The sequence below is a fragment of the Euryarchaeota archaeon genome (genome assembly GCA_016207515.1).
Taxonomy (GTDB): Archaea; Thermoplasmatota; SW-10-69-26; order JACQPN01; family JACQPN01; genus JACQPN01.
Genome location: JACQPN010000005.1, coordinates 55,700 through 72,941, shown reverse-complemented (window position 1 = coordinate 72,941; position 17,242 = coordinate 55,700). Strand labels below are relative to the sequence as shown.

Annotated in this window: 16 protein-coding genes; 5 read left to right on the top strand and 11 right to left on the bottom strand. The window is 62.1% G+C overall.

The window, feature by feature from the left end; translation table 11 throughout:
* Positions 1-22: 22 nt before the first annotated feature.
* The 5 genes from HY556_02755 to HY556_02735 form a co-directional block, all read right to left on the bottom strand.
* Positions 23-304, bottom strand: coding sequence for a hypothetical protein (locus tag HY556_02755; GenBank protein MBI4392704.1), 282 nt, complete (start codon positions 302-304; stop codon positions 23-25).
* 369 nt (positions 305-673) lie between these two features.
* A complete protein-coding gene (gene glyS / locus HY556_02750) occupies positions 674-2,488 on the bottom strand; it encodes a glycine--tRNA ligase (GenBank protein MBI4392703.1) in 1,815 nt (604 codons plus the stop codon).
* A 39-nt stretch (positions 2,489-2,527) separates the two neighbouring features.
* The gene (locus HY556_02745) at positions 2,528-3,370 is read right to left on the bottom strand and encodes a CBS domain-containing protein (GenBank protein MBI4392702.1); all 843 of its coding nucleotides are present in this window, start codon (positions 3,368-3,370) and stop codon (positions 2,528-2,530) included.
* Positions 3,371-3,387: 17 nt separating this feature from the next.
* A complete protein-coding gene (locus HY556_02740) occupies positions 3,388-3,813 on the bottom strand; it encodes a universal stress protein (protein ID MBI4392701.1) in 426 nt (141 codons plus the stop codon).
* Positions 3,789-4,880: an amidohydrolase family protein gene (locus HY556_02735; protein MBI4392700.1), complete on the bottom strand. Its 1,092-nt coding sequence runs from the start codon at positions 4,878-4,880 to the stop codon at positions 3,789-3,791. Before HY556_02735 ends, HY556_02740 begins: the two co-directional genes overlap by 25 nt.
* Before the next feature lie 200 nt (positions 4,881-5,080).
* Here HY556_02735 and HY556_02730 point away from each other — a divergent pair, with 200 nt between their 5' ends.
* Positions 5,081-5,782, top strand: a complete 702-nt coding sequence (locus HY556_02730) for an HAD family hydrolase (GenBank protein MBI4392699.1) — start codon at positions 5,081-5,083, stop codon at positions 5,780-5,782.
* Between the two features lie 18 nt (positions 5,783-5,800).
* Here the strand turns inward: HY556_02730 and ilvE are convergent, their stop codons facing one another.
* Together ilvE and HY556_02720 are read right to left on the bottom strand one after the other, a co-directional pair.
* Complete coding sequence (gene ilvE / locus HY556_02725) at positions 5,801-6,715, bottom strand: branched-chain-amino-acid transaminase (GenBank protein MBI4392698.1); 915 nt, start codon at positions 6,713-6,715, stop codon at positions 5,801-5,803.
* A gap of 252 nt (positions 6,716-6,967) precedes the next feature.
* Positions 6,968-8,827, bottom strand: a complete 1,860-nt coding sequence (locus HY556_02720) for a threonine--tRNA ligase (protein ID MBI4392697.1) — start codon at positions 8,825-8,827, stop codon at positions 6,968-6,970.
* A 475-nt stretch (positions 8,828-9,302) separates the two neighbouring features.
* Here HY556_02720 and HY556_02715 point away from each other — a divergent pair, with 475 nt between their 5' ends.
* Positions 9,303-9,527, top strand: coding sequence for an H/ACA RNA-protein complex component Gar1 (locus tag HY556_02715; protein ID MBI4392696.1), 225 nt, complete (start codon positions 9,303-9,305; stop codon positions 9,525-9,527).
* 5 nt (positions 9,528-9,532) lie between these two features.
* A complete protein-coding gene (locus tag HY556_02710) occupies positions 9,533-10,480 on the top strand; it encodes a transcription initiation factor IIB (protein ID MBI4392695.1) in 948 nt (315 codons plus the stop codon).
* A 372-nt stretch (positions 10,481-10,852) separates the two neighbouring features.
* On the opposite strand, the gene HY556_02705 is transcribed toward HY556_02710, so the two are convergent.
* Positions 10,853-11,338 (bottom strand): DUF1801 domain-containing protein, encoded by a 486-nt coding sequence (locus tag HY556_02705; protein MBI4392694.1) that lies wholly within the window; start codon positions 11,336-11,338, stop codon positions 10,853-10,855.
* 149 nt (positions 11,339-11,487) lie between these two features.
* On the opposite strand from HY556_02705, the gene HY556_02700 reads away from it, so the two are divergent.
* On the top strand, positions 11,488-11,670 hold the full coding sequence (locus HY556_02700; protein ID MBI4392693.1) for a DUF2281 domain-containing protein: 183 nt from the start codon (positions 11,488-11,490) through the stop codon (positions 11,668-11,670).
* A 102-nt stretch (positions 11,671-11,772) separates the two neighbouring features.
* Here the strand turns inward: HY556_02700 and HY556_02695 are convergent, their stop codons facing one another.
* On the bottom strand, positions 11,773-12,192 hold the full coding sequence (locus HY556_02695; protein MBI4392692.1) for a type II toxin-antitoxin system VapC family toxin: 420 nt from the start codon (positions 12,190-12,192) through the stop codon (positions 11,773-11,775).
* The gene (locus HY556_02690; protein MBI4392691.1) at positions 12,192-12,473 is read right to left on the bottom strand and encodes a hypothetical protein; all 282 of its coding nucleotides are present in this window, start codon (positions 12,471-12,473) and stop codon (positions 12,192-12,194) included. Before HY556_02690 ends, HY556_02695 begins: the two co-directional genes overlap by 1 nt.
* 999 nt (positions 12,474-13,472) lie before the next feature.
* Here HY556_02690 and HY556_02685 point away from each other — a divergent pair.
* Positions 13,473-14,981 (top strand): PQQ-like beta-propeller repeat protein, encoded by a 1,509-nt coding sequence (locus HY556_02685; GenBank protein MBI4392690.1) that lies wholly within the window; start codon positions 13,473-13,475, stop codon positions 14,979-14,981.
* 184 nt (positions 14,982-15,165) lie between these two features.
* Here HY556_02685 and HY556_02680 read toward each other — a convergent pair whose 3' ends face one another.
* Complete coding sequence (locus HY556_02680; GenBank protein MBI4392689.1) at positions 15,166-17,229, bottom strand: DEAD/DEAH box helicase; 2,064 nt, start codon at positions 17,227-17,229, stop codon at positions 15,166-15,168.
* Positions 17,230-17,242 lie beyond the last annotated feature (13 nt).

Sequence of the window (17,242 nt, the reverse complement as noted above, 5' to 3'; positions counted from 1 at the left end):
GGCCCCGTGTCTCGTAGCTCGTTTACGCGAGCAGGTTGTCGTCGGACGGCATGTCGGCGTCGCAGATGACCTCTTCGAAGTCATCGGACGTGTCGTCGGGCGTGCCGTTGTCGTTGATTTCGACGTGCGAGTCGTGACAGAGAACGACCGCTGACTGCAGTCCGCTCTCGGTGTTCGCTTCCTGCCAGACGCTGCCGGCTCCAACGTAGAAGCCGCCTGCGCCTGCATCCTCTTCGCCTGGGTGTGCCATCGCGATCGGGGCAACGAGTGCTCCGAGCGCCAATATTGCCAATAGTTTGTTCATCTTTTTACACCTCCAACTTTCTTAGCGAAGCCTCTGGGCACTTGTGGCGCCCTTCAGCCTCCGGGATGGTGATTCACGTCGTAGGTAATGAATTTTATCCTTCACAGAAAATAATTATCAAAGCGCTGGAGCTGAACAAGAAACGCAAGTCCGTTCGAGCCAGCCCCTCCGATTGCCTCCGGATCGGGTGCCCCGCTTGCTCCTCTGACCGCCCAGTTGAGGCCCAGTGGGGAGATATTCGATTCCCTGTAACCGGAGTAGGTGAAGCCGCCTACAAAATATGTTCCAAAATCATAGGATCCAACGAATACTGATAGTCTATTCCTTGGGGTGAAAGGTCCTTTCTGGCGTCAAGGGAATAGACAATCACTAGCCTTTTTTGCGAAACCGCTCGACCAGTGAAGCGATGGCGACGCGCTCCTGCTTTGTCGTGTCGCGCTCGCGCACCGTAACGTCCTTCTTCTCCAGCGAGTCGTAATCGACGGTCACGCACCACGGCGTGCCGATCTCGTCCATGCGGGCGTAGCGCCGGCCTATCGCGCCCGCGTCGTCGTAGTACGTCGCGATACCGGCCGAGCGCAGACGGGAATCGACTTCCATCGCAAGGACATCGAGCCCGTCGCGGTCCATCAAAGGAAAGACCCCGACCTTCACCGGCGCCGTCACGACCGGCAGCCTCAACACGGGCCACTCGCCCTCGGACCACGAGCACTCGAGCACGGCATACGTTATCCGATCGAGGCCGAACGAAGGCTCGACCACGTGGGGCACGACGTATTCGCCAGCCACCGTTTCAGTGACGGGTCGGACCTCGAAGAGGTCGGAGGACACTTCCAGCTCCTCGCCGTCGATCGTGAGGTGGAGCAGCCCCTCCTTGGCCGCCTGTTTTGCGTCGTAGTCGCCCATGGCGGCCGCCACCTTCGCCGCCTTCGCCCTGAAGGCGGGTCCGAGCTTTTCCTTGCGGGGGATCACCCTGTCGACCGTGGCGGTCCTTGGCGAATCGAATTGCTTGAAGACTTTGAACGGGGAGCTAACGGAGGTGAAGGCGGGTGTCTTGTGGTCGTGTTCGTTCGCGTGGCCGCTCGCCTTCGCGTGCGCGTCCAGGTCATAGGTACCACGGTCGGCGATGCCGACTATCTCCACCCACCCGAAGCGTTCGGAGAGGAATTCGGCGTCCCAACAGTCGCTCGCATAATGCGCCATCTCGTCCGCCTCGTGCTGGCGGAACCGGAGCCGCTCGAGAGGAATCCCGACCTCGACGAGGAACTTCTGCGTGAACCAGATGTAGTAGGCAAGAGCCTCGTTGCCGCCCTTCTCGTTGCCGATGATCTTGTGCGTTACGGCCTCGCCGAGCGCGTGGAGTTCGGCATCTTCCTTATGCGCCCTTCCGGGGCGCTTGGCGGGGCGAAGACGGACCTTCTCGTTTCTCACCGCGGCGAGCCGCTTGTGCGTCTTTTCGCCGGGGTCGAAGAATATCTCGGCCTCGGCTTGCGAGAATTCGCGTAGGCGCAACAATCCTTGCCGCGGCGCTATCTCGTTCCTGTAGGCGCGCCCGATCTGCACGGCGCCGAAGGGCAGTTTGTCCCGGAAGTATCGGAGAAGCCACGGGAACGTCATGAACATGGATTGCGCGGTCTCGGGGCGCAAATAGCCTTGCCGCGCTGAGTCGCCGGCCCCGATCTTGACACCGTACATCAGGTTGAACGCCTGCACGTCAGGCCAATCACCTTTCTTCTTACAAGTCGGGCAGGCGACTTCCGCGCGAACGTGCCTCCACTGCGCCTTCACCTCTTCGAGGCCTAGCCCGTTGTACTTCGCGGAGATCGCCTCAAGCAGGTGGTCGGCGCGCGATACTTCCCGGCAGTTCGGGCACTCGACGAGCGGATCCGCAAACCCCGCCAGGTGCCCGCTCGCCCGGAAAACCTGCTCTGGCGCCACGGTCGGCGAGATTATCTCGGCGAATCCTTCCTCGTGGACAAAATAACGGCGCCACGTGGATTCGATGTTGTTCCTGATCGCGGCTCCCAGCGGGCCGTAGTCATAGAAACCGGCCACCCCGCCGTACGGTTCGTAAGCGGGTTGGATGAAGCCGCGCCGCTTGAGAAGCGCCATGAGTCTGTCATGTACATCGCCCGCCGTGGCCTCTTTCTCCACGTCCTTCCCTCCCTTCTTCTCATCGACCATCGAGTTCACGCCCCGATTCCCGCTAAGATCGCGGGCGACTCACGTCATGACCTGCATGAGGTCAAGATCCGTCACGACCCCGACGAGGCGATCGTGCGTGTCGAGGATGGGCAATTGGTTGACTTTGAACTTGCGCATCTTCTTCGCGGCCTCCGAGACGCTCGCCCTCGTGAAGACGGTCTCGACCTTGGACGTCATGACCTCGCTTACGGCCGCTTTGGGGAGCTTCACCTTCGAATTCGATAGGTACAGGGGCATGATGCTTCGGAGGCTGTCCCACGTCCAGGCGTCCTCGTCCTCCCCTATCGAGAGTTTCGACTTCTTGATGACGTCATCGACCTGGCTCTTCTTGAAGAGGTCGCTGTCGGTGACTATCCCCGCGAGGCCGGCATCGTCGTCGAGGACGGGAAGCGCGTTCTGGTGGTTGAGGTTCATTATCTCCCACACGACCGCAAGTGGTGTCGCCGTGTGGACCGGGAACGCCGTCGCGGTGCCGAGGTCGCCGATGGTCTTCTTGCTGGAGCTCTCGGCGATGACTTTCAGGATATCGCTCGGGGAGATGACCCCGAGAAGTTCCGAGTCGCTACCCACGACCGGGAGGCCGTGGATGCGCTTCTCGAAAAAGATCTTCGCGGCCTTGGCGACGTCATCCCGGGGCCCGATGGTGAAGGGCTTCGTCGTCATGACGAGTGCCAACTGCTCCTCGTCGCTGTGGCGGAAGATGTCGGATCGCGTGACTACCCCTGCGAGTTTCCCCGTTTTCGCCTTGACCACGGGAACGCCCGAGACCGAGTGGTGGGCCAGCAGTTTCAAAGCGTCGTCGCGGGTCCCCGGGACCTCCACGACGATCGGGTTCTTCGTCATGAGCTCGTCAACGCGCATCGATTCGCCGCTCCGCATCATTTGAGCCGGACGACCATGACGGGGCATGGGGCGTGCCGCATGACCTTCTCGGCCACGGAGCCCATGAGCAGGTGGTCCAGCCCGGTGCGCCCCAAAGTGCCCATTACTATTAAGTCGTGACGGCTTGCAGCCTTGACTATCTCGTCCGCGGGGTGTCCGGAGACGATCTCGGTCCGGATGGGGACCTTCGCCTCGGCCGCGAGCTCCGCGACGTAAGAGACCGCTTCCTCGCCCTGTTTCGTCAGAAGCTGGTTTATCGCCTCCCATTGGTAGTCGAGGTGCGAGAACGTCTGCTGGTCGACGACGAAAAGCGCCGTCACCGAACCCTTGGTGAGGCTCGCCAGGGCGACGCCTTTCTCCACGGCCGTCTTCACTCGCTCGGAGCCGTCCGTCGGGATCAGGATTCGTTTGTATTCTTCCATCGGGCTTCCTCCAATAGCGTGTTCACGAGGATCGTCGGTCTGCCGCCGAAGAGGCATTCGAGCGGGTCGTTGGCCGTCTTTGCGAAAACCACGAAGTCCGCTGAAAGGCCGACGTCCATAGGTCTATCGCCGCCCGGACGACTTAAGGGTTTCCCGGGCCCGGCGGTGGACATCTGTACGAGCCTCCTTCGATTGGCCGGGCGCACGAGTTTCGAGGCGAATCGAGCCTCCTCCAGGACGTCTAGGGAGTTGAGCATCGCATTGTCCGTCCCAAGGCCAAGTCTCAAGCCTGATCGAACAAAGGCCTCCAGGTCGGGCGCCTTCGTGAAGTAGGCGTTGCTTCGCGGGCAGAGCACCACCGGCACATTTTCGGCGCTGACACGTTCAAGGTCGCTTTGATCGGCATGCGCCATGTGCACGAGGAACGTCGGTCTCAATTCGAGGGCGGCGTCGATATCCTCCCGCTCTCCTTCGCTCACATGGAGTGCGAAGATCTTTCGGCGCTCGCGGGCCGCGCGGGACAACCGTGAAAGGACGTCGGGGGCGTAGTCCGCCATCCCCGAGACCGCGATCCCGTCGGAGGCGGCGAGGATGGCATCCACCTCGTCGGGGTCGAAACCCATGCCGCACGGACGGGAAAGCGCGAGTCGCGTCGCCTTGGAACCCGCGGCCGCCCTCTCGAGCATTCCGAGGCCATCGAGCCCGCCTTCGCGAAAGTCGACGAAGCGCCCGACACCATTGGTCTCCATCTCCTCTACGGCGCCTCTAATTCCCCTTTCGACGTCCTCGCGACGAGCGCCTCGCAGGGCCACGTGTTTGACGCCGTCCGGCGGAGCGACCGCGGCCTTGAGGTCTCTTGGGAGGCTCGTGCCGCGAAGGAACATGTCGCCCACGTGGGTGTGGGCGTTGGTGAAGGTCGGAAGCACGACACCCTTGACCAGTGGCTCCCTGGGGGGCGGTCCGCGACCGCTGTCGACAACCTTCCCCTCGGATATCCCGACGTAACCCTCGAGGAAGCGCTCCCCGTCGAAGACGTCCCCGTAAAGGTAGCGTGGCTCTGCGCCCATCGAAGGCCCTACGGGCAAGGCGCTATTAATTGCTCGTCATCGCCCCATCGAAGCCGGAGCCTCCAGGCGCCTCCGGGTACACGATGCCGTCCGACCGGGAGTTCCTCCGACGCGGTTTGTAGTCGAGGCGTTTTCGACGCTTCGGCGGGCCCGGTGAGCACCTTCGACACCCGTATCTAATACGAGGCCCATGGCCGCCCATGGAAAAGGTAGAGGCCCTGTCGTTCGACGCGTACGGCACCCTTTTTCGGGGGACCACGCAGGCCCTTCGCGACCTCTTCGCCGAAGTCATCGAAAGCCACCGGTTGCAGGCGACGGTCGACGGGCTCCTACGCAGGCGCGAGGAGTTGATCAGGGACCTATTCACGCGACCGTTTGTGAACATGCACGACCGCGACTATTGGATAATCTCGACGATTCTCCAAGAACAGGGCGTCGAGCGCGACGCGGCGAAGATCGCGCGCGACCTCAACGCCTCATACTACGAGGCCGAACCCTACCCCGACGCCCTCGCCGTCCTGTTGGAGCTTTCGAAGGCCTACCCGCTCGCGATAACGTCCAACGCCGACATCGGCATGTTGGACGGGCTCCTCCGGCATAACGGTGCCGTGGACCTTTTCAAAGTCATCGTGACAAGCGAAGGCGCCAAGTGCTACAAGCCCGCGCGGCCCATTTTCGACCTCACGGTGCGCGGCCTGGCGACGCGGGGCGATGCAATCCTCCACGTGGGCGACTCGCTTGTGGCGGACGTGGCGGGAGCGAAGGCCGCTGGGCTCCAGACGTGTTGGATTGATCGTGAAGGTGGATTGCCACACGATCCCCTCATCAGGCCAGACCATCGGATGGGAGACCTCAAAGGATTGCCGGCGCTCCTCTCTGGAGAACCCGCCGTGCCCGGCTGACGCCACCCTTTGCGCGGCCTATCTTCGGACCTTCGCCTGCGCTTGCTCGCTGTCTGTCTCGAAGATGGGCGTCCCGTGCGATTGGGCGAACCTCTTGAAGGCCGCCATCAGTGTAGTCGTTATGCGTCCCGGCCTTCCAGAGCCGATAGTGCGCCCGTCGACGATGACCACGGGAGCGAGCTCGGCGGCGGTGCCGGTGATGAATATCTCGTCGGCCGAGTAGACGTCAAAGAGCGTTATCGGCTCCTCCTTGATGGTGAAGCCTTCCTTCTCGGCGACCTCGATCACGGCCTGCCGAGTGATCCCCTTCAGGCTATTGTAGGTGGGCGGCGTTATCACGGCACCATCCTTCACGGTGAAGATGTTGTCCGCCGACGCCTCCGAGACGAAGCCCTGGAGGTCCAACATGAGGGCCTCGTCGGCGTTCCTCAGGTTCGCCTCGATACGGGCGAGGATCTGGTTGAGGTAGTTCAGCGACTTGATGTTCGGGCTCAAGGCGGCCGGGGAATTGCGACGTGTGGCCGCCGTGATGACCGTGAGGCCTTTGGCGTACTTGTCGCCGTAGAGGTCGATGAGCGGTTTCACGACGACGAGCACGGTCGGCGTCGCGCACTTCCTGGGGTCAAGGCCGAGGTCGCCGATCCCGCGCGAGACCACCGGTCGGATGTAAGCGTCGCGGAGGTTGTTGAGCCTCAATGTCTCGAGGATCTTCTCAGCCATCTCCTCGCGCGTGAGCGGGATCTGGAGCGCGATCGCCTTTGCGCTGTCGTAGAGGCGGGCGATGTGCTCTTCGAGCTTGAACACGCGGCCATTGTAGGCGCGTATCCCTTCGAAGACGCCGTCGCCGTAAAGGAACCCGTGGTCGAACACGGAAATGCGCGCTTCGGATTCTGCTACGAACCGTCCGTTGAAGTAGGCCTTGAGTTCGGGCATTGGGTTTCCCACCGGCCGGCATCCCTCATTGCCAAGCCTTGTCAATCTTGATTGCGGTCGGTATTTATATCGATTGCCCGGGCGGGCGTGTTCAAACGTCTCGCCGCACGCGTTCAAAACGGAACATGCTGCAAAACGGGCGTACGTCCCGAGGGCGTTTGGTCACAGGCGAGCGGGTCGCGACCGGTCAGATGCGAAGGACCCGGAAAGCGATGCCTCGGCCCTTGGTCAAGGGGGTCGCCGACACTTTGTCTACCCGCGAAACGCGGGCCGCTTCGAAAGATGCCTCGGGAGAGGCAGCGGTAGCCAAGGCATCTCGCCTTGTGCTTTCATGATGTGGTTGTGAAGCTCTTCGACGGTGTACTCGCGTTGGCCGTCGGTGCGCGATCGGACTGGCAGTTTCGTGGAGGTGGCCTCTTTCTCGCCGTAGACGAGGATGAGCGGCACCCATTCCTTTTCCGCGTCCCGGATCTTGCGGGAGACGCCCTCGTCGCGGTCGTCCACGTCGACACGGACGCCTGGAAGCGATGTTGCCAACCTTTCGCACGTCGGCAGGAACTCGTCCTTTACGGGGATGAGCCGAAGTTGGGTCGGCGCAAGCCAGAACGGGTAAGTGCCCTTGCCGCCCTTCGCGATCTTCATCGCCTCCTGTTCGAGGAACGCGTAGACGTTCCTGTCGATCGAACCTGAGACGGAGCAGTGTAGAAGGAGAGGGAAGTTCCTGGTCCCGGTCTCGTCCACGTAGCTTATCTCGAAGCGCTCCGTGTTCTCGACGTCTATTTGCACGGTCGAGAGCGCGGACGCCTTGCCGCTCGTGTCCGGGACGTTGAACTCGAACTTCATCACGAAGTAGAAGAACCGTTCGTCCCACATCTCGATCAAGACCGGCCGGTCCAAAAGGCACGCAAGTTCGACGGCGAACTCCCTGTTCTCGTCGAAGAACGGGCGCACGAAGCGGATGGCGGCCTCGTACTGGAAGCCGAGGTCGGCCATCCAATTCATCGACAACTTGAACTGGTTCTTGAACTCCTCCTTCGCCTGGGCAGTGTCTCGCACAAGGGTGTGCATGTCGGGCATCGTGAACGCCCGTAGCCGGCGAAGCCCCGCGAGTTCCCCGGATTGCTCGCGCCGGAAGGAGTAGTGCGTCAGCTCATAGAGCCGGAGAGGCAGGTGGCGGTAACTCACCGTCATGTCGTGGGCGATGAGGTACTGGCCGAAGCAGGCGGCAAAGCGCAGGAAGAACTCCTTGTCGTCCGATTGGACCGTGTACTGGCGCGCCGGGAACCGCTGAAGGTATTTGTTCAAGGCCGGGTGAGCGAAGTCGTACATGATCGGCGTCTCTACCTGCATCGCTCCCGCAGCGAGGACCATGTCGGACGCGCGCCTTTCTAGGAGACGCTTCATGAGCGAGCCCTTCGGGTACCAACGGAAATTCCCCTGGTCGCTTCCGGGCTCGTAATCGACGAGCTCCAGCTCGTGCATGAGTTTCACGTGCGGCGGTTCCCCCGTCGCCTTGCGGCTTTTTGCGACTTCATGGCGGTAGAGAAGCTCGAGGCCCTCATGGCCCTTGAAATCGAACTTGTCGGCCGTCACCAACTCGCCGGCCGGTGTGAGGACGTGCCACTCGCTCTTGAGCTTTTTTTCGGATCTTAGTGCTTCGGATTCCTTGGGCTTGTGCTCGCCGGTCTCGTCGATCGTTATCGAGCGCGAGAGTTCGGCAAGCGGGTGGCCTTTCGCTTTGAGGCTGAAACTCTTGTACCAGCCGAACGGCGCGTGGATCGTCTTGTAGCCGACGGCTTTCACGGCGGCGTCGAGTTTTTCGCCCGTCGCTTTCGCGACGTCGGGCTTGGCGAGGTCGCTTGAAAGGTGCGCGTACGGGTAGAGGGCGACGTTCTGCGTCTTCACTTGGCCGGTGACGTCTTGGATCTCTTTCACCGTCTGCGCGACGACGGCATCGATGTTCTTCTCATCCGGCTTTTCGACCGAGTAGAAGACGACGAGTGCCTCCTCCAGCCGGTCCTTCGGCATGGCCGGCTCCCCTTGGATCGAGCGTAGGGCCGGTTTCTTGGCCTCGTACTCGATGTAGTCGGAGTGGATGAAGAGGAGGCGCATCGGTCGCCGCAACATTGTCCCTTTAAATAAAGTGCGCTAGTGAGCGGGATGGGGGGGGGACCGAGTGCGTGTCTCCCGTGGCGCCTTTGTTTAGTGGCCGAAAAGAAGCTTTGCGATCGGGCGGAGGGTGCGCACTGGAGTACGGAAGCGAAAGGCGGCGGCGCCGGCGCGGCGTTTACGCGCATCGACGAGCTACCGGCATTTCCAAACTCTCCGTTGTTCACGGGCTCCCGTGGTCCCGAGGCCGCTGAAGGTCGTTTCGACCGCGCTCAGGGCTCATCCGGAGGGGCCACCCTACCCAAGTTCGGCCCAATTAGCAACCCTTTTTAGGCGCCAGATTCTCGCCCCATTTAAGGCCGTGTGGCAGTTTATTTAAATAACATCAAGCAGGCCCACGCTAAAGTTTAAATACAAGAGCTATTCTACACGTGACTCGTGGTAATAGGCCTTTCGGCCCGTTGCCACGTGGTGCGGTATGGAGTCGCTTGGTGTCGTCCACAAGGTCACCCGAGAGGGTGCCATCGTCATCCGTTCTTCCGTGAGGGCGCGTATCGGCGCCCGCGTCGTAGACAACAAGCACATGGAGGTCGGGCGTATCCAAGAACTCATCGGTCCCGTCAAGGCCCCGTACGTCGTCGTATCGCCGAAAGGCAGTGTCCAACTTCACCGGCTCCAGGGCCGGGAATTATTCGTTAGGTGAAATCTATGGCCGAAAAGAACAAGCCAGCGCCAGGCGAGGAAGTCGAAGAGATCAGTCAATGCCCCGAGTGCGGCGGCAAGTCCCTGTCGCGCGACTACGAGCGCGGCGAACTGGTCTGCGACAGCTGCGGCCTTGTGCTCGACGAGCACTTCATCGACCAAGGCCCCGAGTGGAGAGCCTTCGACCACGAACAGCGTGAGAAGAGGGCCCGCGTCGGCGCCCCGATGACCTACACTATCCACGACAAGGGTCTCTCCACCGAGATAGGTTGGAGGAACAAGGACTCGTACGGGAAGAACATCCCCACGAAGTCCCGGGCCCAACTCTACAGGTTGAGAAAATGGCAGAGGCGCATACGCGTCTCGAACGCCACCGAGCGGAACCTCGCCTTCGCGCTCAGTGAACTTGACCGCATGGCCTCAAGGATGGGTCTCCCGCGAAACGTCCGTGAGACGGCGGCAATGGTCTACAGGCGCGCGGTCCAAAAGAACCTCATCCGCGGTAGGTCCATCGAAGGTGTCGCCGCGGCATCGCTTTACGCGGCGTGCAGGCAGTGCAACGTCCCAAGGACCCTCGATGAGATCGCGGACGCGAGCCGTGTCTCAAGGAAGGAGATCGGGCGCACTTACCGTTTCATCGCGCGTGAGTTGAAATTGAAACTGATGCCGACGAGCCCCATCGACTACATTCCCCGGTTCTGCTCGGAGCTTAAGTTGAGCGGTGAGATCCAGGCGAAGGCCGTGGAGATCCTCAAGCAGGCCGCCGACAAGGAACTTACGAGCGGAAGGGGCCCGACGGGAGTCGCGGCAGCAGCGCTCTACATCAGCAGCATCCTTTGCGGCGAACGCAGGACGCAGAGAGAGGTGGCGGATGTGGCGGGCGTCACGGAAGTCACGATACGCAACCGTTACAAGGAGCTGGCGGAGAAGCTGGATATCGACATCATCCTGTAGGGCCATCGATTTGGGCGCCGGGCCCGGAATACGCGCCGACTCATGGGTCGCGAGAGCGTCACGTTCTTGTAGGTCCGCGTGATTCGCTCTTCATTGCGCGGCGAAGGCTGCATCGAATGCGCGTGGCTGCGTCTCCACACAAGTCCCTGGCTCGCCGATGACGACGGCCACTGGATTTCTCACATCAAGCGACTGACCCGCGAAGATTTTCGCCGGGTAGGCGCGATGACGACGGAGCAACGACTCGATGGGGCTCTCAAACTGATGGCCGAGGCGCGGAATCGGGTGAAGCCAAAACCTCGATGGCGGGCGTAAACTTGGCGGCGGTTGGAAACAGGCAGCTCTTGCGCCTACCGCCAAAAACCGAAACGATCAGGCCCCCCACGCCGGCAACCTCGCCGCCTGCCTCACCCACTCCTTCATCGGCGCCGCCTCGTACTCTTCCAGGCTCCGTAGGTCCACAGCCCGCGTGTTCCCGCTCTCCCCCCTCGGCGGCACCGGCTTCAGCGACGTCCCCTTGAAGAAATTGACCTTCACATGTGCCTTGAACGCCCCGAACGCGGCGAACCAGCCCCGGCCTTCGAGACCGTAGAATGGGGCGCTCCACTTCATCGCTCTCTTCACGCCCGGGACTTCCCGCGCGACAAGCTTGTCGAAGCGCTCTGCAATGCCTCGTTGCCACGGGGGGAGTGACGCAATGAACGCGCGGACGAGGACGTCGGCGTCGCCCTTTTGGGCCGTCCCGGCACGCCCGGTGGCGCGTTTCGATCCCGCACGTTTGGATTGGCGCCGCTTTGGCGGCGAAGTGCGGTTGGCGGATTTCGTCGTCGATTTCCGGGGGGCGCGCTTGGGGGACACGGCTAGGAAACGAACGAAGGGAGAATAAAGGCACCCCAAGCCGCTTGGGCATCGTACTTTCGGCGTCCATCCCATGAAAAAGACCAAGCCATCAGCGGCCTCCTCCATCCACAAAGCCATATACGCCCAAGGTCCACTCTATGGACACGATGAACGCCCGTGATGATCTGCTCCGTGAACTCGCCGACGTCCCGGAGCCCGTGCTCCTCGACGTTCTCGCGTTCCTGAAGTCCCGCAAGCACCACGTGACCGCCACTACCCTCCTCGCGGAGTCGACCTTGGCCGAAGATTGGCTTCGAAGCGAGGAGGACGCGGCGTGGGCCGACCTGTAGCAGGCGACATAGTGGTGGTGCCCTTTCCGTTTGCGGACTTTTCTTCCCCCAAGCGAAGGCCAGCCCTTGTGGTCCTGGGCCCGAGGGCCTCCCGCTTCGGGGCTACCGTGCGATTCGCTCGACGAGCCCGTCGAAACCAGTATCAAAGGATGCGATGGGTGCGTCCATGTCCTCGGCCATGACAAGGAGTACGCAATCGACCACACTCAGGCGCTTGGCGAAGTGGCGGAAGTGCGCCTCGACGGCGCGGCCCAGTTCCTCGCGCCCGGTTCGTAGAGGATGGACCAGGCTCGGCACACCATTACCTCCCGTGAAAAGGGCTGCATAGCACCTGGAGACCTCCGGCCGGCCGGCCCTTCGCTGGAGCAAAGTAAGTCCCTCGATGAGGATGTGCTCCGAACTCACGGGCTTTCCCAATTCGCCGCCGCTGCATCGCTCCAAGATTTCCTGTGCGGCCTTGTGTAGCGGATCGCGGGGATTCACGAACGCCGCAAGCACCGACGTGTCCAGAACGACCGTCATCATGCACCGTATACAATGTCGTCGATCTCGGCGGGGGAAACGGCTTCGAACCCCTGACCCGCCTCGACCAAAGCGACCCATTTGCGAAACTCCCGCGGCGTGAGGGGCGTCCAAGTCGCCTCGGCGACGAACTGGTCGCGGTGCCGGACGGCGAATTCGATGATCTTCGCGATCGTCTCCTGCTGCGTCGGTCGCTCCCCCTCGGCAGCGAGGATTTCCCGACGGAGGCGCTCCAGTTGCGCCTTGTCCTCCTCGCGGATGCGGACCGGACTCGTCGCCATGCTCTATTTTGTAGCTTTTGCTACAGCTTATAGTTTTCCCTGGCCTTCGAGCTTGTGGACTTGGTCAGCTTCGCGTTGCGGGCGCCCCTATGGCCGCACCAGGAAAACATGCGAGGCCAAAAACTGGTACTCAGAACGGTCTCCCGAGACCAGTGGGAGCGGCAGAGGATCTTCTTCCGCGTTATACGAAGAAAATCGGGGTGCGGCCGTCACAAAGTGGACAGGCGCCGCAGTAAGGCTTATTTGAGGCCGGCCGGATGAATAACGGTGAGCACACGGTCTCCCGTAAGGCCGGGACGATGGCGCATCCCTACCATGATTGGCCTTTTGCTCCTCCTTGGCCACGATGGCGCGGCCGCCCCGTGGCTTCAGACGTCTGGCGATGCCGCCCGGACCGGCCTGACCACTGATGCCGGCCCCGAAACGGATGATACCGCTTTCATTCTCCCACTTCCCGGAGTAACAGAAACGTGGTCCGGGCCGTTACTGTTTGACGGCGGGGCTTTCGTGGCCACTCGGGCATTTGGCGGACGAGGGGAGACCGGACTCTTTCGTGTTGACCTGAAAACGGCCCAGATCACTAAGACATCACCCGTTGACGACGTTTCGGCCGGGGACCTAGCTAGCGACGGACAGCAGATCTTCGTCCCTGTAAATCGAGGTATCCACGCCGCTTGGGTCTCGAACGGGACGCAGGCCTGGCGTTGGATCCCCGAAAGCGCGGTTTCGGGCCACTTTCTGACTTGGTGCCGGGGCCTCGCTGTCACCCCGAAAGAACTAATCGCCGGATGCACCCATTGGGGCCAGCGGGCAGACGGAGAGACAACCGGCGCCAGCATCGTGGCGTCGTTGGATGGTGTGACAGGGCGCCCTCGGTGGACACGGGTTCTGTCGGTGGAAGCTGCGGCTGCGCAGGCGACTGGGGGATTGAGAGCCGAGCCGCCGATAGGAGGCACGGGCTATACCACGCTGCTATGTGTTTCCATCATTGGCCAACGTGTGTTCGTCATAACGTACTCAAGCCTTCCCGCGTCTGGCCAGCTACCGACAACGCCGTATTCCGCGGAGGACAGCCACACTTGGGCGACCCTATGGACCTTCGGCCTCGACAACGGCGACATGTATTGGACGGCCAATAGCAGTTTCCAGCGCAGGACAACCGTATACGAGGGTAACCAGCCTATCGGGCAGGGCGGTTACGCCTATGTTTCCCCGTGCGCCACGGGCCAAGAAAACGTGGTTTACGCTCGTTTCGACAACCGGGTCACGGCGTACAATGCCCAGAATGGGAACGAGCTCTGGACCTCGGACATCGGGGCAGAGGACGTTCTTTCGGGGATTGGATACCCGGGGCTCGCGTACGACGACCCATTTCTATACGTGGCCTCGGCGTCTACGATCTACAAACTCAAGTCTACGGACCAGACCGAAGAATGGCAGCGGTCGCTCCCGCCGGGGCCGATTGAAAGACCCACCGACAGCGCCGTGGTGCGCGCTGGCCCGAACCTTTTCGTTCCCGTAAACGTGTACGCCAGCACGGCGTCAGGGGTCGGAAGCGCCGTGCACTCCCTTGATGTCAACACGGGCGCCCATCTGTGGCGCCTTGAGCTTTCGAACGATCAGAGTGGATACACGAGCGTGGGGGAGTCCGTGCTCGCATGGATTCCTCATGGGGCCCGGGGAAACATCACCATTGTCGGGCGGACGCCCGCCTCGCCGACGGTCGTCGCCCGCGCGTCGACCTCCTTTCCGCCCCCCGGCATTTCTTTCTCCGTGAGCCTGGCGAATACGACCGCGGGAGCCATGGGAGCAGCGACGGCGTTTCGAGCCTATTGGGGGGACGGAGGCGTAACCGATTGGCAATCGTCACCGGTATTGGAACACGCGTACGCGACGGCGGGCCAATACCGGGCGCGCTTCCAGGCACGAAACGACGCCGGTCAGACCAGCAGTTCGCTCGAAGTCTTCCAGGCGGGAGGTTCTCCGCCGGTCGAACCCGACCTCGCCAGCACGGTGCTCGCCCCCGAGAACCAAGAACGTACTTTCTTCATTGCCGGCATCGCCATTACGGCGATTGGATCAGCCTTTGGGGCATGGCGCATCTATGGCCGACGACGAGTGTATGCCCGCGAGCTGAGGGCCCTTGAGTCGGAGGAGTTCATGAGTCGCACCGAGCCGGCCATCCATGATACACGGCTGTCGGCAAGAAGGCAGCGGATCCATGGACTTCATGCCTCGGGCCGCCTCGATTCCGGCCAAGTGAACCTATTGCAGCGTCGCGTCGACGAGCTCGCTCGAAATGCGCGATTAAACGTTTTGCATCAGGATTATGGGTTCCTTCCGGTCGGGCTAGCCGGTCTTCTTGAGAAATGCCTAATCGACGGAAAGCTTGGTCCGGCGGAACGGGCCGCGCTGGTGGCCGCAATGGAACGGGAACCAGATTTGTCATCGTCGAGCAAAGAGAAGGTCCGTCGCCTGATCGAAGAATGGTCACGTCACGACGCGTAGCCATTACCATCCCGATACTGGAGCCCCTGAAGGGCGTCCCCGTGCGGGCCTCGAACTAAGAAATCGGGCAAACGTGCCAAGTCATCGGGCGGGCTTTGAAACCGGGGCCGATGCCCACGGGCCCCATGGAAACCGTACCATGGTCCGACGCCCGAATCCTTTTCTTTCCAGCAACGGCCCAGCATCAGCGTTCCCCAAGGGAAGTGTCAATGGCCGCCGTCTCCGCCTTTACCCTCCTCGCCGCATCCTCCGCCAACAACCTCGCCACCTCGTTCCTGTTCATGATGTCGCTTTCATCCGCGAGGACGAGGTTCTGGTCCGCTTCCTTCCTTAGTAGGATCTTGACCATCCGTTCGTCGATCGTGTCCGGTGTCACAAAGAACTCCACGAAGACGGGCCTGTCCTGTCCGATTCGGTGCACGCGGTCCATCGCCTGCGCGTGGACGGCCGGTGTCCAGCCGAAGTGGACGAATAGGACGTGGCGCGCGGCGGTGAAGTTCAATCCGACGCCGCCGGCTTCCATCTGCGCGAGAAGGACTCGTGGGCCGCCTTCCTGGCCAAGGCGTTTGGATATCTCCATGCGCCCCTTCGGGGGTGTCGCGCCTTCAATGGTCGCGGCGAGGGGTCCAAGCTCCCTGGCGAAGGCGTGCAGGGGTTCCAGGTAATGGGCATAGACGACGATGCATTCCTGCGCCGCCAATAGCTCGCGGATCCTTTCGAGGACCACTGGCACGCGCGAAACGGCAAGGTGTTGTCGAAGCGCGTGGATGGCGGCAAAGACCGCCAGTTCGTTTCCAGAAGCGGCCCCCTCACGTATCGCTTCTTCCGCCCGTTCTTCCAACTGGCGGTACTCGCGGAGCCGGTCGGGCGCGAGTTCGTGGAGGTTCACGCTCACCGTGCGCGGCGGCAGGTCCTTGAGGACGTCGTCCTTGCGGCGGCGAAGCATCACGTCGCGCGCGGCGCGCTGAAGGAGGTTCGCCGTAGTGGTACGTACTTGTACGTATTTGTTGAATAGCGCCGGTTCGACGAGCCACGTTTCGCGGAAAGCCGAGCGCGAGCCCCACCTGTCCGCGTCAACCTGCCGCAGCAGTTCGTAGTAGTCCTCGATGCCGTTCACGAGGGGCGTGCCCGTGAGGAGTATCCGCCGTTTCTGTGGAAGTGCTCGCACGAGCTGTGAGCGAAGCGTCTCGTGGTTGCGGACGTAATGGGCCTCGTCGAGGACGAGGACCGGTCGTTCGAGCGCGTCGCCCGCCGCGGCGCCCATGCGTTGCAGCGAATCGTATGTCGTGATGAGGAACCGCGCATCGGCGGGGCCGCTTCGCTGTCCCTGATGATAGATCGCCGCCTCCTCGTCAGTGAAGCGCTCGACCTCGGCCTTCCAATTGTACAGCACATTCGCCGGGCCCACGACCAGAGCGCGCTCGTTTGCCGCCTCCACCGCCGCGATCGCCTGGATGGTCTTTCCCGTGCCCATGTCGTCGGCGAGGATCGCGTTCAGGTCGCGCTCGAGGAGAAAGCGCACGCCCTCCAACTGGTAAGGGCGCAGTTTCCCGCGGAAATGCGCAATATGTTCCGGCATCGGCCTTCGGGGGGATGCAGGCTGCAGCGGGACCTTCTTCACGGCATCGTGCAGGCGTTTCAGCGCGGCGTGCGCGGCGTAGGCGTCTTCCCCCGCCACACCTCGCAGTTCGAGGGCGAGTTCGCGAGCCTCCTCCGCCTCGGAGACGGCCGCCGCCTTCCGGTTCGCCTCACGGGCGATCTCCATGGCGCTCGCAAGTGCTTTGAGGTCGGCTTGACCGTCTTTGGCGAAAACGGGATTCGCTAGCACCCACGCGTCGAACGTCGCATAGGCGTTAGCCAGCGCGCTTCCACCCACGGCGGGGTCGGACTTGGCCGCTTCGATGAACGCGGCCGGGTCGAGCGGTCGCTCGGATTCATAAGTGAGTCTTGGGCCGGTGATGCTGGCGACGACCGCCTCGCCCGCTTCGGGCGCCAATTCCCAACGCGTCAACTTCGAGGCGCGTTCCAAGCGGGGAAAGTCGACGGCCTTGATCCACCGTCTCCAAGTGAGCGTCCCCGGCACCTGCTCGCTTTCAGTCCTGCAGCCCATGGTCTGAAGTAGTTTCCAAAGGCGCGTTTCTTCGCCCGAGATCTCTTCCAGGCGAAGGATGAGGCGGTCCCCCTCAGGGCGGTAACGAAGACGCACGGGGAGGGCGAAGACGCCGAGCGTGATGAAGGTTCCCAGCATGATTCCCGCAATC